Here is a 24698-nt window from a genome sequence, read left to right on the forward strand (position 1 = left end):
GGACCTCGCGAGGAGGCGGCGATCGCAGGCGGGGTGACAGGGTCACGGTGAACGCCCGGGGCAGCCTATACGCCGTGACCGCGTGGTGAGCACAGAGTGAACATAACGTCGAGCATCGGCACCGGGTACCGAAAGCGCGCCGCCACGGGACTCCGGACGCGGTGAGGGCGGTTCGTGGTCCGGGGAGCGGGCGTCGGCTGTGTCGGGCCTCACGGAGGGACGGCGGCTCCCCCGGTTTTCGGCGAATCGACCCCGCACCCGGCGCCTTCTCCGCATAATGGCGAACGGACGCGGAACCGCTGCGTCCCTCCCCTGACGGGACCGCGCGCCGCGCCCCGGAGCGTCCAGTCCCCGGCCCCGACCGCACCACGAGAGGAGCGTGAGTGAAGAGAGTCACGTCGGACCGGACGGGTGTGGACGAGCACGGAACCATCACGCACGAGGGCGTGCCCTTCACCGGCGAGTCGATCTGCATCGGTGCGGACGGCCGACTGGAGGAACTGGTCACCTATCGCGACGGTCGCGAGCACGGGCCGTGGCTGGAGTGGTACCCGGACGGCACACCGCGCGCCCAGGGCGAGTGCGACCAGGAGCGCGGGGTGGTCAACCTGTGGCGTGAGTGGCACGCGAACGGTCGCGTCTCGCTGGAGGAGGTCCGCACCCCTGAGGGGCACCTGGCCACCAGCCGGGAGTGGGACGACGACGGCTCCCTGATCCGGGACGCGTTCTCCGTCCACTCCCCCAGCGGCCGGACCAGGGTGTCCCGCGAAGAACTGGAACAGGGACCGGACGGCGTGCTCGTCGCGGGCGTCCCGTTCACCGGCGAGGCGTTCGCGACCGACACCTCCGGCCTGGTCGTCGCCCTGACGTGCTACGTCGACGGTGCGGTGGAGGGTCCGCGGTACACCTGGCATCCCAACGGCCTGATCCGGTCCGAGGAGCACGTGCGCTCGGGGTCGACGGTCGGCGGGCGACGACGGTGGGAGCCCGACGGGCGGCGCGTCTGCGAGGAGGAGTCCGACGATCCGGCGCACCCGGACCGGCGACGGGTCGACTGCGACACACCGTGAGGGAGCCGCCGCGCGGTCACGCCTCAGGTGCGCGGACGTCGGATCGCCACGGAGCCGCCACCGCGACGGAACAGCAGGAGCGCGGCGGCCGCCAGCCCCACGCCCAGGGCGGAGCCGAGGAGGTGCGCCAGCAGGTCCCCGGCGTCGGGGATCCGTTCGACCGACAGAACCGGTCGCAGCAGCTCGATCCCGACCGACAGGACCGGGCCGTAGAGATACCGGGGCGCCCACGACGAGAACGCCAGGAAGGCCACGGTTCCCACCGGGACGTACAGCAGGGTGTCGAGGATGGTGGCCTCGGTGACCTCACCCGGGGTCTGGAGGTCGAGCCGTACGTCGTCCCACAGGTCCGCCAGACCGCGCCGCTCGGGCTCGTCCGCTGTGTCCACCGCCAGGACGGCCACCTGCCCCGGCAGGGGACGCGCCTGATCGGCGACCTCCGTGGCCGCCTCCGGTTCGACGCCCTCGCCGCCGACCCCGAGGACGACCACGGCGCCCCAGCCCCCGGGGTAGGCGAAGTAGTCCAGGTCCTCCAGGCGGAGCCCGGTCCCGCGCATGGGCGCGACCTCGCCACGACCGCCGCCCACCGCGCGGATGTCCTCGGGGGTGGGCGCCTCCCTCGTGTAGAAGGCGTGCTCCCCCGTGGTCAGGGTGATGCTCCGCCCCTCACCGGCCTGGACCGCCCAGGGCGCGTGCGGCGCCCCCGCCCAGGACTCCCGGAGCACGCTCCAGGGCTCCCACCTCTCGTCCGACGTCGGCCCCGCGAGCCCGTCCCAGACGCCGATCGGCATGGCCAGGACCAGCACGTAGACGAGGGTCGCGGCGGCCAGGACGCCCCGGAGACACACCCGGGCCACGCCGGGGCGGCGCGACCGCCACCACGCGCACAGAACGGCGAGGAGGGCTCCGGCGGCGGTGGCGAGGGCCACCGTCGCGGGTGTCACGTAGAGCAGGACCTGCGACATGGTCTCATCCAGGGGTCGGGGGAGGTCCCGGGCCACGACGCGCGCCCGGGCGCGCGTCGATCAGGTCCAGCAGCGGGCGAACGGAGTCGCGAACACGCCCCGATGACTGATGTGCGTGAGTCCGCGCACCCGCGGTCCCCGGTGGAGGCCGAAGGTGTGGCTGAGCGTCTGACCGACGGAGCCGCCGTGGGTCCGCGCGGCCCGCCGGGGCAGGAGGGATCGGCTCACGTTCACGTCCTTCGGGGATGGAGGTTGTTCACGTGTCACGGCGGCCGCGACGGGGCCGTCGGAGCGGTGTGACCGTCGCCTCCTGCTCTGACGAACGCCCAAATCCCCAAGAAACTACCATGGGAGACGATTCGACCACAGAACATGGACAAAGTTGGCCAATCTCGGCCACTCACCCTGCATGAATGCCATTGACGGACAGAAGTTCCGATCACCGCACGAAACCCCAAACCGACTCACCTGACGGGACTCGGTCCACAACGGGGCCGGGACGCGCTCAACGCCCCTCACGGCGTTCGGTCATCGCCGCTCCGCGCGCCCCGACACGCGAGGACGCACGCCGGCAGCCCGGGGAACCCGCCCTCCAGCTCCACGTCCTCGACGGCGGGATGCGTGTGCTCCCCGGGGGCCAGGGCACACCTCCTCGTGCTGGCCCGGCGACGGCCGGACGGGATGTGGAACGCGGCCGGGAAAGAGTGTAACTTCGATGTTCGTCGAACATCGAACGTGCACGCCCGTCGAGACCGGACCATGTGGTCCCCTCACGGGTGCGCACCGCAGGAACCGCTCGTTCGCCGGGGGAAGTAGGGCCACCATGTCCAGAGTCGCGCTGTCCGTGCTCGACCACGCCACGATCATCGAGGGCGCCAACCCCGGGGACTCGCTGCGCTCCGCCCGCGAACTCGCCCAACACCTGGAGACCTGGGGTTACACGCGCTTCTGGCTGTCCGAGCACCACAACATGCGCGCCATCGCGAGCGCGGCCACCTCGGTCGCGCTCGGGTTCATCGCCGAGGGCACGTCCACGATCCGCGTCGGCGCGGGCGGGGTCATGCTCCCCAACCACTCCCCGTTGGTGATCGCCGAGCAGTTCGGAACGCTGGAGTCGCTGTACCCCGGGCGGATCGACCTCGGTCTCGGTCGGGCGCCGGGAACCGACCCCCGCACCATGCGCGCGCTGCGCCGCGACCGGACCGCCTCGTCGACCTTCCCCGACGACGTCCAGGAGCTGCGCGCCTACTTCGAACCGGCCGAGCCGGGCCAGCCCGTCCGCGCGGTCCCGGGCGAAGGGTTGCGCGTGCCCCTGTGGATCCTGGGCTCCAGCCTCTTCGGCGCCCAGCTCGCCGCGCAGCTCGGCCTGCCGTACGCCTTCGCGTCGCACTTCGCGCCGGACGCCCTGTACGACGCGCTCACGGCCTACCGGGCGGACTTCCGCCCCTCCGAACAGGCGAGTGAGCCGTACGCGATGGCCGGGGTGAACGTGGTCGTCGCCGACACCGACGCGGAGGCCCGACGCCTGTTCACCTCGATGCAGCAGCAGTTCCTCGGCATCGTGCGAGGTGACCGCGGCCTGCTCCGACCACCCGTGGAGAGCCTGGACACGCTCTGGCGGCCGGGGGAGAAGGAACGCGTCGACGGGACACTGCGCTACTCGTTCGTGGGGTCACCGGAGACCGTGCGCGCGGGACTGGAGCGGTTCCTCGCCGACACCGGGGTGGACGAGCTGATGGTGTCGACGATGATCTACGACCAGAAGGCGCGACTGCGGTCGTACGAGGCGCTGGCGGACATGTTCGACCTGGCGGGGCCCGGCGTGGACCTGGCCTGACCGGAGGGGAGCGCGCGGACGGTCGGGTCGGTGCGGGTGGCCGAGCCGACGCGGATGAACGGGGCGGTTGCCGACCCCCGCCCATGGCGTTCGGAGAGACCGCGTGCGATCATGGTCACTCGCCGAGCACTCGTCGTCACCCCGGACGGCAGGACCGTGATCGAGGCCCGACGCGCGCAGCGACGCACCACCAGGCCGCACCCGGCCTGTGGACGGTGTGTGCCCGTGGCTGGCCGGGGGAATCATGAACCTGCGTGGCCACATCCGGCCAGGGGGCGCGCCCGTGCCCGGTCACGTGCCGGATAGTGGGACCGGGTGAGTGAGCACCCCCACGCTCGAACCCCGGTGGCCCCGTGTGAGCCGTCGTTCCCCGACAAGCAAGAGACCACGCCGACGTGGTGACAAGACCCTCTCCCCCTAGGAGCCACCTCCATGAGCAGTCTGACGAAGCTCTGGGTAGTCCTCAGTGCCCGCGTCTCCCCATCCCCCCGGAGGGACGACAGGGGTGGCGGAATGGTCGAGTACGCCGCCATCATCATCCTCGTCGCGGCGATCGCGTTCGCGGTCTACCAGTTGGGACTCGCCGAGAGCATCAGCGGAGGGATTCGAGGAGCGATCGACGGAGTTCTCCGAGGCCCAGCCGAGGCTGGCTAGCCCCAGGGTTCCCTCGACGGAATGAGGCAGCTGACAGAATCAGGGCATCTCACTCTCAGAAAACCAGAAAATTGAAAGTAAGAAATACCCCTCCACTGGGAGCGACAAAGCGGAGGCCCGGACTCGCCGGTTCCACAGCAGTCGTCGTTCTACTTCTCACCACTGGCTGCGTTGTCAGCCCGGAATCCGCTAACTCGCCAGGCGGTGAGACCTCCAGACAATCCGGCAACACCGACACCAGCCCCTCAGAATCCCAAAACGGGAACGAAGTCGAGATCATCGCCAGCAGCACAACGTCCTCCACTGCCATCGGCGCTGACTACCAGATCGACATCTACGCCCTCGAAAGAGTTGGCAGCAGCCTACTGCGCCTCCGACTCGGTGTCACCAACAATTCCACCTCCAGCTACTTCCTACAGGATGGTTTGAGCGACTTCAACAACCCTTACACGGCGAACAGAATTACTCTGCTCGATCCAACGAACCAGACCAGGCATCTGAGCATGAACCAGGTCAACGGCTCATGTTTCTGCTCGTCTCTGGAGGAGAACATCCCAGCGGGCGGCACTGCGGACATGTGGGTGATCTTCCCCGAACCACCCCCCGACGTCCAGGCCATGACCGTTACAACCCCCCTCACACCACCGATGCTCGATGTCCCTGTGACCGATTCCACTGAATCGGTGGAGAACTCTGGCCTCGCAGATCCGGAGATCATCCCTCTGACCATGATCTCGGACAGCCTGGAAGACAACACAGCCCGCACTGAGAACAACGAGGAAGTCAGCATCATCCTGGCCTCGGATGTCCTCTTCGGAAGTGGAAGCGCCGACCTCAACGCCGACGCCCTTGATATCCTCGAACAGGTAGCGCTCGAGATCGATGACGCGAGTTCCACAGTTGTCAGCATCGACGGATACGCGGACAACACCGGCAATAACTCCGTCAATGTTCCACTTTCGCAGGAGCGCGCAGAGGCCGTGGAGGGCCAACTCGTAGACCTGGTGACGAGAGGTGGAGTTGAATTCGAGGTGGCGGGCCATGGTTCCGCTGACCCCATCGCGGACAATGACACCGAGGAAGGGCGCGAAAGAAACCGTCGAGTTACGGTCACATTCGAAAAGTAAAGGAGGTCACAACAAATATGGGCCATCGCCACCTTGGGACCTTCTCACTGGCAACCATAGTTGCCTTCTCAATGTCAACAGGCATCAGTGCCGCAACTCCGATGCCAATCACCGGGGACCTCGAGTCCCTTGGAACCGGCCAGAGCAGTGCGCCAGTGTCAGCCAACCTGATAGCCGAGGTCCACTGGGCAGAGCGCGATGACTCTGGATCCTTCCTTTCAGTAACCTGGAGCATCGAGAACATCGGAAATGGGCAGGAAGGACTCGCATGGCTCCGAGACGGGGCATACCTGTACGATGGTCAGGGTTTTTCCGGTGTTAGCACCGTAGACCCGGGAGAAGGCACGAGATATCACCCAGTCATGGACGGCACCGGGTCCTGCCTCTGCTCGGGAGAAAGGAACAATGAATTCATCGCAGCGTTGAACCCAGGCGAACAGGTCGCCTACTGGTCGCTCTTCTCCGTTCCCGCCGACCTCGACAGCGTGACGGTGGAGATCCCGAACTTCGATCCGATCGAGGACGTCCCCATCTCCTGAAACCCCTTCCCCACGGCTCCCACCCGACGACTGGAGACGGCGTTGCCCACCCCCCACGGCCCCGCGCTCGGGGACACCCGGCGGCCCACCCCCACCGGACCGCCCAGGCGCTCCGGCGACCGCAGCGGCCCACCGCGTGTGCGGAGCCGTCTGCGTGCCCTCCTCCACGCGGCGCGCCCGCCGCACGGACCCGGCGCCGATCGGGGAGCCGCCTTCGTGGAGGTCGCGGCGGTCACGCTCCTCGTCGCGGCGATCATGCTCGCCGTCTACCAGTTGGAGCTGAGCCGGACCTTCAACGGGACCGTCCGGCAGATGGTGTGCCTCGTCGAGGGGCCCGACTGCGGTGACGAGACCTGGGTGGAGAACCAACGTCCGGAGGAGCCGAGCCAGTACGAGTGGACCGGCGACTCCTCCAACGCCATCGACAACCAGGCGATCGGGCTGAGCCAGGCCGAGAGTCGGGGTTGGGCCGGCCAGGAGTGGGACTGCCTGGACAACCTGTGGTCCAACGTCTCGGGGTGGGACCACACGCTCGTCCACCCCGACAGCGGTGCCGTCGGCATCCCCGGGTTCCTCGCCGGCCAGCACGGCGCGATGCCGCCGGAGTTCGCCCAGAGCGCGTCCGCGCAGATCGCGTGGGGCATCGACCACATCGACCAGACCCACGAGACCCCCTGTAACGCGTGGAGCTACTGGCAGGGCACCGGCTCGTACTGACGCGCGTCCCGCCTCGTGTCCCCGTGCCACCCACGTCCTCCTCGGTGAGCGTGGCGTGAAAGGGTCGCAAAGGGCCCACAGTGCGCGGCAAACCTTTCGGCACGTCTCCCGAAATCACTTATTTCGCCACAAATACCCCCATAACCTGATCCTTCACCCGCCCGTCGACCGCGGTCGGGTTCTGTTCACGCGTCCACGGAAGCGTCCGAAACCGGGACGGCGGAGCACGGTGGGGACACGGACACCTCGGGGGAAGCGGTGAAGATCGCCTATCTGATCAACGACATGTACGGCATCGGCGGCACCGTCCGCACGGTCGCCAACCAGGCGGCGGCGCTGTCCGCGCGGCACGAGGTCGAGATCGTCTCGGTGTTCCGGCACCGCGCCGAACCCGCCCTGCCCGTCCCCGCCCAGGTCCGTCTGCGGCCCCTCGTCGACGTGCGCCAGCACTCCGGCGCCACGGGGGTCGGCGGGCGTCCGCTGTACGAAGGATCGGAGAGGGCCGGGCTGCCACCGCTGCTGTTCCCCCCGGAGGACACCCGCGGAGCCGCCCACAGCCGGCTCACCGACGACCGGCTCGAGGAGTTCCTCGCCACCACCGACGCCGACGTCGTGGTGGGCACCCGACCCGGCCTCAACGTCGCGATCGCCCGCGCGGCCCCCTCCCACGTCGTGAAGGTGGGCCAGGAGCACCTGACCTACGAACAGCACTCGCTCCCGCTGCGCCGGGTCATGGAGCTGGAGTACCCGAACCTGGACGCGTTCGTGACCGTCACCGAGGCCGACGCGCGCACCTACGCCGTCCGCATGCCGCTTCCCGGGGTCGAGATCCTGTCCATCCCCAACGCCGTGCCCGCCCCGCACTTCACCGCCGACGGCCACGACTCGCGCACGATCGTCGCCGCGGGCCGACTGGCCCCCAGCAAACGCCACGACCTGCTGGTGCAGGCCTTCTCCATGGTGTGCGACGAGTTTCCCGGCTGGACGCTGCGCATCTACGGGCGCGGCGGTCTGCGCGACACCCTGGCCCGACTCGTGGGTTCTCTGAGCCTGCAGGACCGTGTGTGGCTGATGGGACCGCACCCGAGGGTCGAGGAGGCGTGGGCACAGGGGGCGTTCGCCGCCGTGACCTCCAGCGAGGAGCCGTTCGGGATGACGATCGTGGAGGCGATGCGGTCGGGGCTCCCGGTCGTGAGCACCGACTGTCCGCACGGCCCCGCGGCCATCATCCGCCACGGTGAGGACGGGATCCTGGTGCCGAACCGGTCCGTCCAGGGCATCGCGCAGGGCCTGGCGGAGCTCATGGCCGACGACGGGCTGCGCGACCGGATGTCCCGCGCCGCGCTGGCCGACTCGGTCCGGTTCGATCCGGCCAACGTGGTGCGCGAGCACGAGCGCCTGTTCGCCCACCTGTCCGGGGAGCGGCTGCCCACCGCGTCGCTGGTTCCCGCGTCCCGGCCCGAGCCCCCCGCCGCGTGCCGCGTGCGGGCGTCCGCGGCGGACGGGCGGGCGGTGCTGTCCTTCACGCACCCGCCGGAGCAGCTCGTGTTGGAGCGGCCCGGCGAACGCGTGACGCTGGCCCCCGACGAGGACGGGAACGTCGTGGTGGACGCCGACGCGGACCACCTGTCGACGCGCACCTGGGACGTGCTGCGCGTGGACGGCGGTCGGGAGGCGCCGATCCTCGATCTGGAGATCCGTCAGGACGGGTACCCGCTCTCCGCCGGTGACGTGGACCGCCTGTGCCTGGTGCTCCCCGACCGATCGCCGAAGGGGCGGCTCGTCCTCCACGTGCGACGGGCGGCGCGGCACGCCGAGGTCGAGCACGTGGAGGTCGCCGACGGCCTGATCACCGTGCAGGGGAGGGTCGTCGGACGCCGGGGAGCCGACGCCCGGGCCCGCCTCGCGGTGCGCGACCGGGCGGCTCCCAGGGTCCTGCGGGAGTTCTCGGCCCCGGTGGCGGCCGACGGGCACTTCACCGGTGTCATCGACCCGGAGACGGTGGTCCGCGGGCGGCACGGCGATGCGGAGAAGTGGGAGCTGCGCCTGGTGCTGTCGGACGGCTCCGAGCACACGGTGGGGCGTCACCTGACGGGGGTGGCGGGCTACCAGAGGATCATCCAGTACCCCGCGCACCACGTGGCGGCCCGTCGCGGGTACGGCTCTCGGGTCCGGCCGTACTACACGGTCAACGACCGGTTGGGGCTGCGCACGTCGCCCGCCGCGCCGACCCTGGGCGTGGACGAGGTCCGGGTTCACCCGGTGGGCCGCCACCGGGACCGGCTGCACTTCGACGTCCGCCTGGACACGGCTCCGCCCGAAGGCATGGAGTGCGCGGTGGAGGTCGTGCGCGGCAGTGACGCGGGCCAGCGGTTCCCCCTGCACGAGACGGCGACCTCGTCCGGGGGCAGGCTCGTCGGGAGTCTGCCGCTGTTGGACCGTGCCGAGTACGGTGCGACGTCGGTGCTCCGGGCCGTCTGGCAGCTCAGGCTGCTGATGGGGCCGCCGGGTGCGCTGGGACGCGTGGGGGCACGGTCGATTCCGCAGCGGACCGCGCGCCGCTGGTGCCACGGGCCGTTCGTCCGGTCGGTGACCGTGGGACCCCAGGGCGGTGGGGACCTCACCGTCACCGTGGCCGACGTGCACGTGGTGGAGGCCATCAACCGCCGTCTGCGCTGATCAGCCACCCCTGAAGCCGCCCGTGCGCCCCGCGTCGCCGCTCGGGGCGGGCGGTCGTGCACGCGCACAGCTCCCAGGCCCGCACGGGCGTTTCCCGGGCTGTCCACAGACCCTACCGATCACGGACAGGGGTGGATAAGCTACGCGGGAGGACCGCCCACCCCCGGGGCGTCTCCGCGACCGAACCGCCCCGGTCTCCCCGCGCCCGCGGTGCGGGACCCCTCCCCCACGGAAATCAGTCATGCGACTGCGACGGACCTCCCCGAACGCGGCGCCTCCCGCGCGACGCCCCCGCCATCTCCAGGGCCGCGACGACCGCGGTCAGGCCAACATCCTGCTCATCTTCGGCCTCACACTGGCCCTGCTCGCCCTGACCGTGCTGTTCGTGCGGGTCGGCGCCGCCAACGACTCCCGCTCCCAGACCCAGACCGCGGCGGACGCGGCGGCGCTCGCGGCCGCCAGCGCGCTCCAGGACAGCGCGGCCGAGGACCTGCTGGCGGGCGAGTACCCGATGCCGTGGTTCGACGAGGAGATCGCCGAGGCACGCGCCGACGAGTACGCGCGCGCCAACGGGGCCGTGCTCACCGACATCCGCGCCAGCGACAACTCCATGGGGCGCAGCGGCAACATCATCCGGGTGGAGGTGCGCGGCGCCCTGTGCCAACGGGAGTTGGCGGAGGACGGCTCCAGGGCGTGGAACGACGTGGTGTGCGACGGCTCGGAGGAGGAGGCCGAGACGACCGTGGGCAACGCCGCGGCCATCGCGATCGTCGAGCCGCCGTACGAGTGCTCCCGGGACGATGGAGGGGTCTCGTGCGGCGGGAACTCCCCCGGGAGCATCGACGAGGCCCGGGCGCTGATCGACGTCCACCTCGTCGACCAGGAGGGCCAGTTCAGGTTCGACCCCACCATCGCCTACTCCGGAGGAGCCATCGTGGACTGTCCCTCGTTGGGTCAGCTGCATCCGACCATGTGCGCCGTACACGAGACACTGCAGGAGGAGTTCGGCGGTTTCTACCTGACGGCGGGGGGCAGGCGCAACGAGCCCGGCAGCGACCACGGCCAGGGGATGGCGGTCGACTACATGATGTCCGGGCTCGGCTCGACGCCCACACCCGAGATGCACGCCACGGCGATCACGGTGATCAACTGGGTCATCCAGAACGCGCGGACCCTGGGGGTCAAGGGACTCATCTACGACCACCACATCTGGAACGCCTCGCGGGACCCGGTGGGACCGTGGGAGCAGGTCAGGCGGTTCCACCAGGACACGGGGAACAACACCCAGGACCACGTCGACCACATCCACCTGGCCGCGGGTCCGGGGCGCATGCTCTGAGGTCCGGTTGTCCACAGGTTCGGATGGGGTCTTGTCCCCAACGGCCCCGCCCTCGAACCTGGAGGTATGACGCAACGTGATGAACCGCTCCCCGACCGTTCCCTCCTGCTGCGCACCCTCCGTTCCGTTCTGGCGCTGATCTCCGCCGACGCGGTGGCCTGCGACGTCACGGCCGCCTACGTCTGGGGGGTCGACCTCCTTCCGAGCGGCGCCCGGGTCACCAGGTCCCGCCTGCACGTGGCCGTACCCCGGGGCGTCGCGGGCGTCGGGCGCCAGGCCGTCATCCCCCACCGGGAGCCGCTCCCGGCCTCGGACCGCGACCTGGTGGACGGCGTCCAGGTCACCACGCCGGTCCGCACCGCCTGCGACGTCGCGGCCCGTGCCCCCTCGCTGTTCGTGGCCACGGCGCGACTGGACGCCTTCCTCACGAGAGGTCTGGTCGGCCGAACCGAGCTGCGCGGGGCCGCGCACCGTCCCAGACCCCGGGTACAGCGTGACCGTCTGCTGTCGGCGCTCCGGCTGTGCTCCGAGCGCAGCCAGTCCCCGGCGGAGACCTTCCTCCGGGTCCTCCTGGACCTGGCCCGGCTGCCCGCCGCCACACCGCAGTGCCCGGTGCCGACCATCGAGGGGACGTTCCGCGCCGACCTGGGATGGCCCGAGTACCGGGTGGCGCTGGAGTACGACAGCGCCGAGCACCACTCCGACCGGCCCGCCCTGCTCCGGGACGAGTGGCGGTACGCGGTGATGCGCGACCAGGGCTGGCGGGTGCTCTCGGTCCGCGCCCACGACCTGCGTCGATGTCCGGACGGCCTGCTCTCCCGGATCGCGGGTGAACTCACCGCGCGTGGTTGGCGTTGCACGGAGGAGCAGCGACGTCACGTTCAGCGAACCATCCGGCGGTACGGCCGAAGGTCACCGCCCCTGTTCGAGTGAGGGTCAATCCGTGCGGCGTGCGCACGACGCGAGGGAGGGTGCGTCCATGGAGCCCGCGCACGAACTGGTGATCGTCCGTCTCGTGCGTCCGGTGGCGGCCGGAGCGCACGGGGCAGGGGACGCGGTCGGACACGAATCCCCAGGACGGCTGGCCGAAAGCCCGAACCGACACGCGGCCACAATCGGCCAGAACCCTGACACCGAGAGCGATCGACCACCGGGGGTGACGACCGGACCCGTGCCGGACCGGAGGTGGACCAGGAGTGGACCAGGGGCACGGACGTGCACGGAAACGCCGCGGGAGCGCGGCCCGACCCGTATCTTCGGTGTTCTCGGACGCCTACCCAGAGCACGTCCCGGTCACGGAACGTACCGTTTCGTGGCAGCAGGGGGTCTCCCCATCCGTGCCACCATCGAACAGAACAACGGGTCACCACATCGGACACCACGTACACACGACCCCGGCGTCAGGCGACGACGGTCCGCAGTAACCCCCCGCGGCCGCACCGGCCGTTCACCGAACCGCAGAAACGAGGCCGAGCCCGTGTCGATGTCGATACCGGACACCTCACCAGTCGAGGACGTCCCGGAGCAGGAACCGCCCCTGGCCGGTGCGCGCCCGAACTGGTGGGTGTCCCTGGCCGTGGTCCTGGTCTGCCTCGCGGTGATCGCGACCGGGTGGGTGGTCACCAAGCTCGCCGTGGGCGACGGGTCCCGCCCCCGGGACCTCGCCGACGGCACGGGACCCATGACCGTCGCGTCGGCGCCGTCCGTCGAGGGTGTGGACCCCGAGGACGCCGGTACCTTCATCGGTGTGTCCACAGAGCTCGTGGAGAGCGCGTCCATGTTCCGCATCACCTTCTCCGTGTACGAGATCGAGACGTCGGGACGGTCGGGCGGCGAGGGGACGACGGAATCCGACGCCGCGAGATCCACGGGGTCGAGTGGCGGGAGCACCACCGGGGCCGACGGGACCGCATCGGCCGGGGAGGAGGGCACCGGGGCTCAGGAACCGGACGGCGCGGGCGCCGCGACGTCCGGTGACGGGGGTACCCCGGAGGCGGACGACGCGGGGAGCCCCGACTCCGACTCGGTCCTCGACAGCGACGTGGTCGAGTCCACCCTGGGCGAAGGGCAGGTGGTCTACGACACGGGGAAGAACCCGAAGTTCGAACACGTCTTCCGCACCCCCGACGGCGCGAGGGTCGACCGCTACCAGATGAGCGCCGGCCAGCTGGTGATGACCGCTGACGTCGGGGTGCCCGGTCTGGTCGTCTTGGACCCGCCCGACGAGGCCGACCGCTACCTGTGTTCCAACGCGTTCGCCACCGCTCACCTGCGCGAGGTGTTGTCCACCTCGACCGACCTCACGTTCGTCGGGCGTGAGCGGGTGGAGCTGAGCGGCGCGGAGGAGACGGTCGCCCACAGCACATACCTGTACACCGGCACCTTCACCTCCCTGCGGGGCGGCTACGACACCACGACGGGCGACAACACGCTCACCTCGGTGGCGGGTACGGAGTTCAGACTGTGGATCGACGAGCTCGGATACCCGCGAAGACTCGTCCTGCGGTCACGGGACGGGATCGGCGAGACCCACGAGTTCCACTCGTTCGGCTGACACTCCGCACCGGCGCCAGGCCGGAACACCCACGGCGCACGCGTTCGACCCCGTCAGCTGGCACCCGCGCCCTCGATGACCAGGTCGGGGACGGTGACGGTGTCGTCCGGCTCGTACGCGTAGGGCGGGTCCGGCACCTCACCGCGCAGCTCGGGCTGTTCGGAATCGACGAGCAGGTTGCCCCTGGTGACCAGGTTTCCGGGCTCCTCTCCCGCACTTGACGCCGACAGGGTCGTCCCCTCGAAGTAGTTGCCCTCCACCAGGACGTTGGCGTCGAGGAGCGAGGTCACCCCGTACTCACCGTTGTCACGGAAGTAGTTGTTGAACACGTGCACGTGTTCGGCGTTGCGGGCGCGCGGGTTCCGGTCGGAGGTCCCGTCGAAGAAGTTGTGGTGCAGCGTGACGCGGAGCGCCCCCGCCTCGTCGTCCTCGCCCCCGATGTCCACCGCGGCCTCGGCGTCGCGGAAGCGGTTCCAGGACAGTGTGACGAGATCGGCTCCCCCGGTGACCGAGACCAGCGCGTCCCCGTCGCCGCCCTCGAAGGTGGAGTTGTCCACCCACACATGCCGTGCGCCGCCCCGAACGGTGAGGGCGGTCCCGTCGACGGTCATCTCCAGGTTGGACAGGACGACGTTGGTGGACCCGTCGACGACGAGTCGCCCTCCGGTGAGCGCGGCGCCTCCGTCGACGCCCACGAGTGTCTTGTCGGAGCCCACCGCCATCGTGCCGTCGAGGTCGATCTCCCCGGTCACCTCGATGGTCAGGGGTTCCTCGGCCGTGAGGAGGTCGGCGAGTTCGTCGGTGTCGGAGGCCGTGACCGTCTCCCCGTCCGCGCCTCCGCTGACGCCCGGAAGCCCGTCTCCGCCCGTGGTCAGCGGTTGGGCGGCCCACCCCACGGGGGTGCGCATCAGCGCCGCCTCCTCGGCCTCCCCCGGCGCACTCGACTCGTCCGCCCCGTCGGTCTCGGACGATCCCGACGAGGACGCGTCGGCCTCCGGCTCGGCGGCCGCGCCGACGGGGGGTTCGGCGGCGTCCTGGGCGGGTTCCTCACCGCTCGTACACGAGGTGAGTACGGCGCACATCAGCGCCGCCGCGCACGCGGCGGCGAAGGGGTGAAGTCTCATCGAGGGCTTTCCAACGAACGGAACCGGGGGGTCTCTCGGACGTGAAGAGACTGTCACAGCCGAGCTGAGAGTCCCAACCCGAGCCCCCCTCGGGGATCGGAGCACGAGGTCGGCACCTCCCTCCGGCCACCGCCCAGCGCGCTGACCACGCGTCCGGTGACCCCACGGCGACGGGCGCCGACCCCCTCTCGGGGGCCGACGCCCGGGTGCTCACCGTGTCTCGGCGGTCACGTGCCTACTCGGCGGCCCAGCCGATGTCCTCGTAGACGTAGCCGGAGGCCAAACCGAACTCGCCCCAGTTGTGCAGGGTCTCGTCCAGCACGTAGAGCCCGGGGCGCTCGAACATGGGGATGGTCAGGACCTCCTCCCAGATGGCGGCGTCGAGCTCGTTGGCGATCTCGGCGTAGCGGTCCGGGTCGGTCGCGGCCTGGAGCTCGTCGAACATGTCGTTGATCTCCGGGGTGGAGTGGAAGCTGAGGTTGTTGCCCCAGTCCGCGTCCTCGCCCTCGCCGCTCACCGGGCCGCCGTAGTTGCCCGAGGCGTCACCGGCGTAGGGGTTGGAGCCGACGAGCACGAAGGTGGCCAGCTCGTAGTTGCCGGGAACGATGTACTCGGGGAACAGGGCGTTGCCCGGCACCTGCTGGACGTCGACCTCGACGCCGATCTCGGCGAGCATCTCGCGGCCGATGTCGGCCTCGTTCTGCGCCAGGGTGAAGTCGTCGGAGGCCACCCAGGTCAGCGTGAGGGTGTCGCCGTCCTCGTTGGTGCGGAACTCAGCGCCCTCCTCCAGGGCCCACCCGGCCTCGTCGAGCAGCTCGCGGGCGCGGTCGGGGTCGTAGCCACCGAGCTCACCGCTGTTGTCCTCGAAGCCGTACTGGGTCGAACGGAGCAGGCGGTTGACCTGGCCGGTGATCGGCCACTCGATCGGGCCGAGCGCGGCCTCGGCGAGCGTGTCGGTGTTGATGCCCAGGGCCAGGGCTTGGCGGACGCGCACGTCCTCCAGTTCCGGGCTGCCGGCGTTGACCGAGACGAAGCGGTGGCCGTGGTTGACGGCGCGGGTGAAGTAGGCGCCGTTGCCCTCGCGGTCGCGCAGCAGGTTGAAGCCCGCGGCGTCGTAGCCCAGATAGAAGCCGTCGATCTCACCGTTGTCGAAGGCGGTCGCCATGCCGTCGATCGCCATGGAGTCGAAGATGATCCGGTCCAGCTTGGCGGGCTCGCCCCACCAGTCCTCGTTCCGGTTCACGGTGATGCGCTCGGTGGTGGCGTCGAACTCCACGTCGCCGAACGGGCCCGCGGTGACCGGGTAGTCGTTGAAGTAGCCCTCCTCGAAGAGCTCCTCGTCCTCCATGTACTCCGCCGGGTACAGCGGGGAGAACAAGGACGGCCACTCCGCGTAGGGCTCGGCGAAGACCAGGGTGAACGAGTACTCGTCGTCGCCCTCGACGAACTCCTCCACCAGGTCGTACCCCGTGGTGGAGCCGATCTCGAACTCGCCATCGCGCTCGCCCGACCAGGTGAGGTACTGGGCCTCGTAGTCGGCCGAGGTGATCGGCTCGCCGTCGGACCACACCGCGTCCGGGTTCAGCTCGTAGGTGACCTCGAGGCCGTCCTCGCTGACCTGGGCGTCCTGGACGTACTCGGTGATCGGCTCGGGCAGACCCTCGGCGTCCCAGCGGAACGCGTTCGGCAGAACGGCGGCGGAGATGCGGCGCACGTCGGCCAGGTTGCCCTGGGTGTGCGCCATGTTGTGCTGCTCGTAGTATCCGCTGATGGCCCAGACGAAGTCGCCGCCGTCCTCCAGGTCCTCTCTGGGGGCGGGGTTGAGGTCCTGGGCGGGTAGCGCCGCCAGCTCCTCCTGGGCCTGCTCGGTGTCGTTCTCGTCGCCACCGCCTCCGCCGCACGCGCTGGCGACCATCACCAGGACGGCGACGGGGGCGAGGTAACGCGCCTTCCCGATTCGCATGGGGATCTTCCTCTCAGGGGTGATAGAGCCAGCGCGCGGGGTGGCGCTGGCCGTGCCGTGTCGGACCGTCGTCAGACGACCTGCCGCCCCTCGGCGAAGTGGCAGGCAGCACCCTGGTCGCCACCGTTGGTGGGCAGGATCTGCGGCTCGACCGTCATGCACTGCTCCTGTTCGTGATCGGAGAGCGTGATGAACTTCTGGCACCTGGTCCGGAACCTGCAACCCGAAGGGGGGTTGGCGGGGCTGGGCAGGTCTCCGTCCAAGACGATGTGCGTGCGTGCCCGTTCCTTCTCCGGGTCGGGGATGGGGATGGCGGACAGCAACGCCTGGGTGTAGGGGTGCGAGGGCTGGGTGTAGATCGAGTGCGTGTCGCCGATCTCCACGATTCGGCCCAGGTACATGACGGCGACGCGGTCGGCGATGTGCCGCACCACGGACAGGTCGTGCGCCACGAACAGGTAGGCGAGACCGAGCCGGGCCTGGAGCTCCTCCAGGAGGTTCACCACGCCCGCCTGGATGGACACGTCCAGGGCGGAGACCGGCTCGTCCAGGACCAGCAGCTTGGGTTCCAGGGCCAGGGCACGGGCGATGCCGATGCGCTGGCGCTGGCCGCCGGAGAACTCGGCGGGGAAGCGCGTGGCGTGCTCGGTGTTGAGGCCGACCAGGTCGATGAGTTCGTACACCCGCCGAGTGACCTCGGAGGGGGACCCTCCGTGCGTGCGCAGCGGTTCGGCGATGATGTCGAAGACCGGCATGCGCGGGTCGAGCGAGCTCATCGGGTCCTGGAACACGATCTGCATGTCCCGCCGCAGGGCGAACCGGGCGGACCGGCTCAGTCCGGCCGTGTTCTGACCCATGACCTCGATCGTGCCGCCCTGGGGCCGCTCCAGCCCCATGATCTCCATGAGAGTGGAGGACTTGCCACAGCCCGACTCGCCGACCAGGGCGAGGGTCTCACCCTCGCGGATGTCGAAGTCGATCCCGTCCACGGCGTAGACGGTGCCCACACGACGCCGGAACACGGTGCCCTTGGTGAGCGGGTGGTGCTTGGTCAGGCCGTCGACCCGCAGCATCTCGGCCCGGTCGTCCCGGCGCACGGAGGAGACGGGGGTGTCGGGGATCTCCGGCACCGGGTAGATGTCCCGGGCCGTCCACTCGTTCGCGGCGATCTCGCCCGAACGCACGCACGCCGACCGCTGCACCCCGGTGTCGTGGACACCTTCGGAGTCGGGGGCGGGTGTGCCCTCGTGGACGGCTCGGATGACCTCCGCGGAGGGCTGATCGCCGATCGGCAGGAGGTCGGGCTCGGCGAGCTCGCACTCGGGCTGGGCGATCGGGCACCGGGGCGCGAAGGGGCAGCCCGGCGGCAGGTCCGACAGCGAGGGCGGGGTCCCCTTGATGGGGACGAGCGCGCCCTGCCGGTCGAGGTCCATCCGCGGCACGGCGCCCAGCAGGCCCATGGTGTACGGCATCCGGCTGCCGTAGTAGATCTCGTCGACGGTGCCCATCTCGACGGGTCGACCCGCGTACATGACCAGGACGCGGTCGACGAACCCGGCGACCACGCCGAGGTCGTGGGTGATCATCACGATCGCCGCGCCGGTCTCCCGCTGGGCGGTGCGCAGCAGTTCCAGGATCTGCGCCTGGATGGTGACGTCCAGGGCCGTCGTGGGCTCGTCGCAGATGATGACGTCGGGGTCGTTGGCCATCGCCATCGCGATCATGACGCGCTGGCGCATACCGCCGGAGAACTCGTGCGGGAACGAGCGGTACCGCTGCTCGGGGTTGGGGATGCCGACCAGTTCGAGGAGTTCGACCGCCCGCGCCCTCGCCCTGTCCTTGGACGTCTTCGGGGCGTGGACCAGCACGGCCTCGGCGAGCTGGTCGCCGACCGTGTACACGGGCGTGAGGCCGGACAGCGGGTCCTGGAAGACCATGGAGATGACCCGGCCGCGCTTGCGCGCCATGACACGGTCGTCCAGACCCAGGATCTCCTCACCGTGCAGGCGGACCGACCCGGTGATCCTCGCGTGGTCGGGCAGCAGCCCCATCGCCGCCATGGAGGACACGGACTTGCCGGAGCCGGACTCGCCGACGATGCCCAGCACCTCGCCTCGGCGCACCGCGTAGCTGACGCCGCGGACGGCGTACACGTCGGGGTTGTTGTTCAGGCCGGGGAAGGTGACGGTGAGGTCGGTGACCTCCAGGACGGGGGCGTCGTCGCCGCGCTCGGCGCTCGTGGCGTCGGTGGTCGTCACGGTGTCGGTGCTCATGTGTGTCTCCCCCTAGGACCGGCGCGACTTGGACGACGGGTCGAGGGCGTCGCGCAGCCCGTCCCCGATCATGTTCACGGCCAGCACCATCACGACCAGCAGCATCGCGGGGAACGCGAACATCCACCAGGCGGTGGTGGCGAACCGCGAACCGGCGGCGATCACGACGCCGAGGCTGACGTCGGGCGCCTGGACGCCCAGGCCGAAGTAGCTGAGCGCGGTCTCCCCGATGATCGCGGCGCTGACCATGATGGTGGCGTCCGCGATGAGCAGGGAGGACATGTTCGGCAGGATGTGGCGCAGGATGATCCGGTGCGGGGGAACGCCCATGAAGCGGGCGGCGTGGATGTACTCGCGTTCGCGCAGCGAGATGGTCATGCCCCGGACCATCTTGGAGGTGACCATCCAGCTGAACACGGCCAGGAGGATGACCAGGACGAACCAGCCGCCGTTTCCGGCGAAGTGGGTGGACAGGATGGCGAGGATGACGAAGTTGGGCAGGACCAGGGCCAGGTCGGCGACCCACATCAGTCCCTTGTCGACGAGACCGCCGAAGTAGCCCGCGAAGGAGCCGACCAGTGCGGCGAACCCCGTCGTGATCACGGCGACGAGCAGACCGATCAGCAGGGACTTGCGCAGACCCGCCGTGGTCCGGGTGAAGATGTCCTGGCCCGTCTCGTTGGTCCCCATCCAGTGCTCGGGGGACGGCGCGCCGAGCATGTCGGTGAAGTCGCGCTCACCGACCTCCCAACCGCTGAGCAGCGGGCCGACGAAGGCGAACAGCGCGAGGAGCGCGAGCAGGACGAGGCCGACGATGACGCGCCGGGTCCCGAGGAGTTGGCGGCCCAGGTCCTTGAGCCGGTTGGGAGCCGGGGGCACGGTCGGTGCCTCCAGGGGCTCCTTGCTCACGTGGGTCGTGCTCATGGCGTGGTCTCCAGCAGGGATGCCGCGTGGGTGCGGGGTGGTACGTGGCTGATGGGCGGGTGCGGGGTCGGTGTCACGGTCAGACCCGCACCCTCGGGTCGAGCCAGGCGTAGAGGATGTCCGAGAGGAAGGACGCCGCCATGATCGTGATCGCCATGAACCAGGAGACGGCCGCCACGACGTGGACGTCCTGGCTGAAGATGGAGTCGATCAGCCAGGCGCCCATGCCGTGCCAGCCGTAGATCTTCTCGGTGAAGGTCGCACCGGACACCAGGGCGCCGAAGGTGAACGTGAAGTAGGTGATGGTGGGGATGAGCGCGGTGCGCAGGGCGTGCTTGAACAGGGCCGCTCTGCGGGTGAGCCCCTTGGCCATCGCCGTGCGGACGAAGTCGGAGCCGAGCACGTCCAGCATCATGTTCCGCTGGTACCGGGCGAAGGCGGCGAACAGCGCGACCGCCAGCACGAACGTGGGCAGGATCGCGTGGTGGATCCGGTTGAGCAGCAGCTCCCATCCGTTGCCCTGGAAGCCCGCCGAGTACTCACCGGAGTAGCGCAGCAGCTGGAACCCGAGGAGGTCGTTGATGCCGTTGGCCCCGACCTGGACGGCGAGCGCGATCACGACGGTGGGCACCGACAGCACGAAGAACGCGGCGGCCGTCGACACCTTGTCGAATCTGCGGTACTGCCGGACGGCGGCGTAGGCGCCCACGGCGATGCCGATGGCGCTGCCGAGGATGGTGGCGACGGTGATCAGGCGCAGGGTGACCCCGGCCTTCATCCACATCTCCTCGGTGACGTCACCGCCCTGGATGGTCTGGCCGAAGTCTCCGACGACGACACCGCTCATCCAGGTGACGTAGCGCTGGGCGATGGGTGTCTGGTCGTTGAGGTTGAGCGCGTCGAGTTGGACGTTGACCGCCTCCGGGGAGGGCGGTGGCTGCATCTGCTCGAAGTACCCGCGCGGATACAGGTTGGCGGCCGCCAGGAGGTAGGCGAAACTCGTCGCGAGAAAGATCAACACGACGTAGTTCAGCAGCCGCCTGGCCAGGAACTTGCCCAAAACTATCTCCGAACCTCGCACCGAGCCCGGCGCTCGTCACCAGTTCCGCCGTTGGTCACCGGGGGTGTCCGCGGCACCGGGGGCGCGCCGCTCGGGTGGGTCCCACCGCTGAGCGTTCGCGATCCCGGGACCACGGGCGGGGTAACACCCAGTGACCGACGAAACACGCTTCCTTCCGATTCACGGTCCGTGACCGGAATGTCAAGAGTCTGCGGGACCGCTAGACACTCGGAGGTCACCGCTCCATCAAGAAAAGACAACGGTGCCCTCATGAGGGTCAATCACCAACCGAATTGTCAAGGCTTGTACTCACAGTAAGAGACACACGGCACTACGCCACCATGCACCACACTGACCTGCGAAAACTTCCTCGTACACCATGGAGCGGTCGACGCCGACCCTCCATATCGGCCAAACTTCACAAAACGGTGCAATGACGAAAAAACCACGAAAAATACTCGAAACATGCACGTCACCGGCCCCACCCGGCGCACGCCGCGAGCACCGCTCCCCCTCCAGAGAGAGTCACCAATTGTACTTATACCGCGACCGAATATCGTCACTGAGAGTAGTCAATGTTAACGGCTGCTAACGAGCGAGAGCGGCCTCTCCCGCACGTCCGGAGCCCCTCCCCGAGGACGGACCGAGGACCGTGCCGCCCGCACCGCCGTCGGCCGCGCGCCCGGCGTCAGGGGCGCCGGCGAACCCGAGCTCGCCACCCCCCACCAGGTGCCCAGGGAACGCGCGGCGTCCCCGGCCATCCCCAGGACGGTCCAGCCCACCGGGCCCACCATCGCCACACCCCGACCCCGGTGCCAGGCCCCCAGGTGCGGCAGCGTCAGCGCCGCACCCGCGGCCGCCGCGATCCACCGCGCGCGCCCGAACCGGCTCGCGGCTCGGAGTGCTCCGCATCGGACGCCGACCGAGGAGGATGGGGACACCGCCCGGCGGCCCCCCGGCGTCGACCGTTCCCCGGTCCCCGACCGCCGACGCGCGACCGCTCCCGCCCCGACCGCCACGGCCGCCAGCACCGGCCACCACGTCCCCCGGACCCAGCGGCCGCCCACCCTGGCGGTGTACGCCAGGTCCCGCCCGGTCAGCCGCAGCGCCTCGGGCAGCGTTCCCGGCGACGTCCGGGACAGTCTCCGGGCCGTGTCCGCCGTCCCCAGCGCGACCGCGCCCGCGGCCAGCGCCGGATGTCCGGCCGCGGCCAGGCCGAGAGCGACCGAGCTCGGCCAGGGGAGGTCCGGTCCGGCCACGCGCTCGCGCCGACTCCGCGCGAGCGGCCCGGCCGCCGCGCCGCGCGCGAAGCACGCGCGCAGGTACCCGCCCAGGTCCGTGATCGGGGGGTTCCACACCCGCGACCTGGGCTCGTAGCGCACCGACCACCCGCGTTCCGCCAGCCGCCAGAGCGCGTCGAGTTCGGCCCCCGCGCCCAACCCGGGGTCGAGGCGCTCGACGGCCGCCCGCCGCAGGACCAGGGTGTTCACCGGGCTGAGGGGGTCGGCCTCGGTGTGCTCGTTGGCCGTACCCGGCAGCCCCCGTCCACCGGTTCCGCGGCCCCACGGCAGGACCGGGGCCGGGTCGGCCCCGCGGTCGGCTCCGGCCCGGACGGCGGCGACGGCGGCGATCGTCATCTCCCCGTACGTGGGGGCGTTCGGCCGCGCGGTCAGCACGCGCGGCAGGACGGCCGCCACACCGGGGTCGGCGAAGTGGCCCAGCGCCGCCTCCAGCCAACCGGGGCCGGGGCGCGCGCCCGCCTCCAGCAAGGCCAGGAGCGGCGCGGAGCACGCGTCGAGCGCGACGGCCCGGGCGGCCGCTCCCCCGGGCGGACCCGGGACGAGCCGGGCGCCACGGGCCCGCGCGACCCACGCGCACGCGCCGGTGGCGCCCACCACGACGGGGCGCAGCGCGGGGTGGTCGGCGGCGAGGTGGTCCAGGGTACGGGCCAGGGCCGCGGACCCGGCCTGGCCGACGACGGCCACGTCCACCGTGCCCCGCTCGGCGGGGACGGCGTCACGCTCGGGCCGCGGATGGGCGAGCCCGGCGTCGACCAGGCGCCGGGCGAGGAGCCGTTCGACGCGGCCGACGGGCGAAGCTCCGCTCCACCAGCGGATCAGCGCGCTGACCTGGTCGGTCGTGAGGCGGAGGGCGCGCGGAGGACATCCGCCCACCAGGACGTGGCCCTCGTCGGAGAAGCGCACGGCACGATCGATCTCGACCCCCAGACCAGGAGGCAGAGGGGACGGGTGGGGGTACCGCGCCGCAGGCGTCCGTTGGGGGAGACCCACGTCCGCGTGAAGCGGCCCCTGCGCGGTGGAGGGTGGCGAAGAGGGCTGGAGCCGCGGGTTCTCGTTCGAGGGCGATGGAGGGCGACGGGAGGCCATGCGACATACCCTGTCGCTTCGGACATACAGGGCGCAAGATCGCGCGAAGCACCAGAATTCAGACGAGCTTCATCGAATCGTTACTCAACCCCGCGCGTCCCATCAGTCACGGAACGCCGCCGCCGCTCGCCCGAGATCCTTGTCACGACCTGGCCGGAACCCCCTTTATTCCAGGTCAGAGCTGGATATCCTGTCCAGGCCAGGCCGACCGGGTTTCGGGGGAGGTACAGAGCGTATGCTGAGCGCGAATACGCCCTCCAGTGTCGTGGGGCACATCCCTTACCAAACATGATCATCCATCACGGGCCACCCCTAGGCCCCACCCCCTCCCAGCGGGGAGCCGCACGGCTTCCCCCGCTCCACTCGCCGATCCCCACACACCGCGCGCCCCGTGGCACCAGACCACTTCCCTCCCTGACCCAGGGGGCACCGATCCGTGTGTCCATTCCGCGCCGTGACCCGCTTCGTCGGGCATGGACGCCACGAGGGCCCGGCGCACCTTGCCCCGCCCGCCGCGCACACGCCCTCGGGAAGTGAAACCCACCATGTGTGATATCACAGCAGCCCAGGGTCCCCTGGTCATCCGACACGCCCTCGATCCAGGGGCCGTTCCCCCACCGCCGGACCCGTTTCCGACCTCGCCCCCCACGTCCCGTCCGTCCCAACGTCCGGCGAAAACCATGGAAGAGCCCACCCCGACCAGTACCTCCACCGCGACGCGACCGGTCAGACGCCGGTTCCCGGGCCTGCCGAGCCAGATCGCCTACGCGCGCCGGTTCGTCGAGCGCCAGCTCTCGGCCTGCCCGGAGCTGACCACGGCGACCCTGCTCACCAGCGAGCTCGCCACCAACGCCATCACCCACAGCGCGTCCGGCCGCGCGACGGGCAAGTTCGAGGTCTGCGTCCACCAGGCACCCGGCTGGGCCCGGGTCGAGGTGCGCGACCTGGGCAACCTCGCCGAGTCGCCGCGCCCCCAGCACCGGGACCCCTACGACACCGAGGAACACGGTCGGGGCCTGGATCTGGTCGAGGCGCTCTCCAGCGCGTGGGGCACCGAGCCCCGCGGCGACGGCATGGGGCGCAGGGTCTGGTTCGAGTTGGTGTGGGAGCGCGACGGCGATCCGCTCTGAGGACGGGACGAGAGTCCCGACGGTCTCGACGGTACGCCGCCGCGCCTGATCCGTGCGTCGCCGTCACTCCGTCGTGGGCGCGTCCGCGCCGCCGGTGTCGGAGGTCGCGGGCAGGCGGAAGCGCTCGTACAGTCGTCGGGCGTAGTCCTTGGCCTCCTGGGACGGTTCCTCGCCCAGCTCGTCGCGGACCAGGTCGTCAAGGCTCTTGTTCGATTCGTCCATGAGACGCAGACTGCCTGGAGTGCCCGGAGAGCACAAATCAACGCCCCGGTGACCGCGTGAAACACCAGCCTGGCCCGCCCGGCGGGGCCCGGCGACGGCGGGCGGGCGCCCCGCACCGTGTGCGGACCGCCCAC

20 protein-coding genes are annotated in these 24698 nt (G+C 70.3%); 11 read left to right on the forward strand and 9 right to left on the reverse strand.

Annotation, left to right across the window (positions count from 1 at the left end; genetic code table 11):
• The first annotated feature begins 383 nt into the window (after positions 1–383).
• A complete protein-coding gene (locus tag AB0I72_RS20440) occupies positions 384–1070 on the forward strand; it encodes a hypothetical protein (protein ID WP_358570932.1) in 687 nt (228 codons plus the stop codon).
• Positions 1071–1093: 23 nt separating this feature from the next.
• Here AB0I72_RS20440 and AB0I72_RS20445 read toward each other — a convergent pair whose 3' ends face one another.
• The gene (locus AB0I72_RS20445; RefSeq protein WP_358570935.1) at positions 1094–2035 is read right to left on the reverse strand and encodes a hypothetical protein; all 942 of its coding nucleotides are present in this window, start codon (positions 2033–2035) and stop codon (positions 1094–1096) included.
• 60 nt (positions 2036–2095) lie between these two features.
• Positions 2096–2263 (reverse strand): hypothetical protein, encoded by a 168-nt coding sequence (locus AB0I72_RS20450; RefSeq protein WP_358570937.1) that lies wholly within the window; start codon positions 2261–2263, stop codon positions 2096–2098.
• 595 nt (positions 2264–2858) lie between these two features.
• Here AB0I72_RS20450 and AB0I72_RS20455 point away from each other — a divergent pair.
• The 9 genes from AB0I72_RS20455 (at position 2859) to AB0I72_RS20495 (ending at position 13481) form a co-directional block, all read left to right on the forward strand.
• Entirely contained in the window at positions 2859–3872 is a 1014-nt protein-coding gene (locus AB0I72_RS20455; protein WP_358570940.1) for an LLM class flavin-dependent oxidoreductase, read from the forward strand.
• A gap of 432 nt (positions 3873–4304) precedes the next feature.
• Positions 4305–4526 (forward strand): hypothetical protein, encoded by a 222-nt coding sequence (locus tag AB0I72_RS20460; RefSeq protein WP_358570943.1) that lies wholly within the window; start codon positions 4305–4307, stop codon positions 4524–4526.
• Positions 4527–4951: 425 nt separating this feature from the next.
• Positions 4952–5653, forward strand: a complete 702-nt coding sequence (locus tag AB0I72_RS20465; RefSeq protein ID WP_358570946.1) for an OmpA family protein — start codon at positions 4952–4954, stop codon at positions 5651–5653.
• A gap of 17 nt (positions 5654–5670) precedes the next feature.
• Entirely contained in the window at positions 5671–6192 is a 522-nt protein-coding gene (locus tag AB0I72_RS20470) for a hypothetical protein (RefSeq protein ID WP_358570949.1), read from the forward strand.
• 42 nt (positions 6193–6234) lie between these two features.
• Positions 6235–6909, forward strand: a complete 675-nt coding sequence (locus AB0I72_RS20475) for a hypothetical protein (protein ID WP_358570952.1) — start codon at positions 6235–6237, stop codon at positions 6907–6909.
• Between the two features lie 258 nt (positions 6910–7167).
• On the forward strand, positions 7168–9588 hold the full coding sequence (locus AB0I72_RS20480) for a glycosyltransferase family 4 protein (RefSeq protein ID WP_358570955.1): 2421 nt from the start codon (positions 7168–7170) through the stop codon (positions 9586–9588).
• A 241-nt stretch (positions 9589–9829) separates the two neighbouring features.
• Positions 9830–10927 (forward strand): pilus assembly protein TadG-related protein, encoded by a 1098-nt coding sequence (locus AB0I72_RS20485; protein ID WP_358570959.1) that lies wholly within the window; start codon positions 9830–9832, stop codon positions 10925–10927.
• Between the two features lie 66 nt (positions 10928–10993).
• A complete protein-coding gene (locus AB0I72_RS20490) occupies positions 10994–11860 on the forward strand; it encodes a hypothetical protein (RefSeq protein ID WP_358570962.1) in 867 nt (288 codons plus the stop codon).
• A gap of 550 nt (positions 11861–12410) precedes the next feature.
• Positions 12411–13481: a hypothetical protein gene (locus AB0I72_RS20495; protein WP_358570965.1), complete on the forward strand. Its 1071-nt coding sequence runs from the start codon at positions 12411–12413 to the stop codon at positions 13479–13481.
• A gap of 53 nt (positions 13482–13534) precedes the next feature.
• Here AB0I72_RS20495 and AB0I72_RS20500 read toward each other — a convergent pair whose 3' ends face one another.
• From AB0I72_RS20500 to AB0I72_RS20525, 6 genes are all read right to left on the reverse strand, one after another.
• Positions 13535–14605 (reverse strand): right-handed parallel beta-helix repeat-containing protein, encoded by a 1071-nt coding sequence (locus tag AB0I72_RS20500; protein ID WP_358570968.1) that lies wholly within the window; start codon positions 14603–14605, stop codon positions 13535–13537.
• Positions 14606–14840: 235 nt separating this feature from the next.
• Positions 14841–16568, reverse strand: a complete 1728-nt coding sequence (locus AB0I72_RS20505) for an ABC transporter family substrate-binding protein (protein WP_358570971.1) — start codon at positions 16566–16568, stop codon at positions 14841–14843.
• A 71-nt stretch (positions 16569–16639) separates the two neighbouring features.
• On the reverse strand, positions 16640–18841 hold the full coding sequence (locus tag AB0I72_RS20510; protein ID WP_358570974.1) for an ABC transporter ATP-binding protein: 2202 nt from the start codon (positions 18839–18841) through the stop codon (positions 16640–16642).
• 12 nt (positions 18842–18853) lie between these two features.
• A complete protein-coding gene (locus AB0I72_RS20515) occupies positions 18854–19765 on the reverse strand; it encodes an ABC transporter permease (protein WP_358570977.1) in 912 nt (303 codons plus the stop codon).
• 79 nt (positions 19766–19844) lie between these two features.
• Positions 19845–20825, reverse strand: coding sequence for an ABC transporter permease (locus AB0I72_RS20520; protein ID WP_358570980.1), 981 nt, complete (start codon positions 20823–20825; stop codon positions 19845–19847).
• Between the two features lie 578 nt (positions 20826–21403).
• Entirely contained in the window at positions 21404–23029 is a 1626-nt protein-coding gene (locus tag AB0I72_RS20525) for a family 2 glycosyl transferase (protein ID WP_358570983.1), read from the reverse strand.
• Between the two features lie 863 nt (positions 23030–23892).
• Between AB0I72_RS20525 and AB0I72_RS20530 the strand changes: the two genes are divergently transcribed.
• Positions 23893–24342 carry an ATP-binding protein gene (locus tag AB0I72_RS20530; RefSeq protein WP_358570986.1) on the forward strand — a complete coding sequence of 150 codons (450 nt, stop codon included), beginning with the start codon at positions 23893–23895 and terminating at the stop codon, positions 24340–24342.
• Positions 24343–24405: 63 nt separating this feature from the next.
• Here AB0I72_RS20530 and AB0I72_RS20535 read toward each other — a convergent pair whose 3' ends face one another.
• Complete coding sequence (locus AB0I72_RS20535; RefSeq protein ID WP_358570989.1) at positions 24406–24564, reverse strand: hypothetical protein; 159 nt, start codon at positions 24562–24564, stop codon at positions 24406–24408.
• Positions 24565–24698 lie beyond the last annotated feature (134 nt).

The organism is Nocardiopsis sp. NPDC049922 (assembly GCF_040660275.1).
Taxonomy (GTDB): Bacteria; Actinomycetota; Actinomycetes; order Streptosporangiales; family Streptosporangiaceae; genus Nocardiopsis.

Coding starts and splice junctions, on each gene's coding strand:
- AB0I72_RS20445 (WP_358570935.1), bottom strand. CDS start 2,035: ATGTCGCAGGTCCTGCTCTACGTGACACCCGCGACGGTGGCCCTCGCC.
- AB0I72_RS20455 (WP_358570940.1), top strand. CDS start 2,859: ATGTCCAGAGTCGCGCTGTCCGTGCTCGACCACGCCACGATCATCGAG.
- AB0I72_RS20460 (WP_358570943.1), top strand. CDS start 4,305: ATGAGCAGTCTGACGAAGCTCTGGGTAGTCCTCAGTGCCCGCGTCTCC.
- AB0I72_RS20470 (WP_358570949.1), top strand. CDS start 5,671: ATGGGCCATCGCCACCTTGGGACCTTCTCACTGGCAACCATAGTTGCC.
- AB0I72_RS20485 (WP_358570959.1), top strand. CDS start 9,830: ATGCGACTGCGACGGACCTCCCCGAACGCGGCGCCTCCCGCGCGACGC.
- AB0I72_RS20490 (WP_358570962.1), top strand. CDS start 10,994: ATGACGCAACGTGATGAACCGCTCCCCGACCGTTCCCTCCTGCTGCGC.
- AB0I72_RS20495 (WP_358570965.1), top strand. CDS start 12,411: ATGTCGATACCGGACACCTCACCAGTCGAGGACGTCCCGGAGCAGGAA.
- AB0I72_RS20500 (WP_358570968.1), bottom strand. CDS start 14,605: ATGAGACTTCACCCCTTCGCCGCCGCGTGCGCGGCGGCGCTGATGTGC.
- AB0I72_RS20505 (WP_358570971.1), bottom strand. CDS start 16,568: ATGCGAATCGGGAAGGCGCGTTACCTCGCCCCCGTCGCCGTCCTGGTG.
- AB0I72_RS20510 (WP_358570974.1), bottom strand. CDS start 18,841: ATGAGCACCGACACCGTGACGACCACCGACGCCACGAGCGCCGAGCGC.
- AB0I72_RS20515 (WP_358570977.1), bottom strand. CDS start 19,765: ATGAGCACGACCCACGTGAGCAAGGAGCCCCTGGAGGCACCGACCGTG.
- AB0I72_RS20530 (WP_358570986.1), top strand. CDS start 23,893: ATGGAAGAGCCCACCCCGACCAGTACCTCCACCGCGACGCGACCGGTC.
- AB0I72_RS20535 (WP_358570989.1), bottom strand. CDS start 24,564: ATGGACGAATCGAACAAGAGCCTTGACGACCTGGTCCGCGACGAGCTG.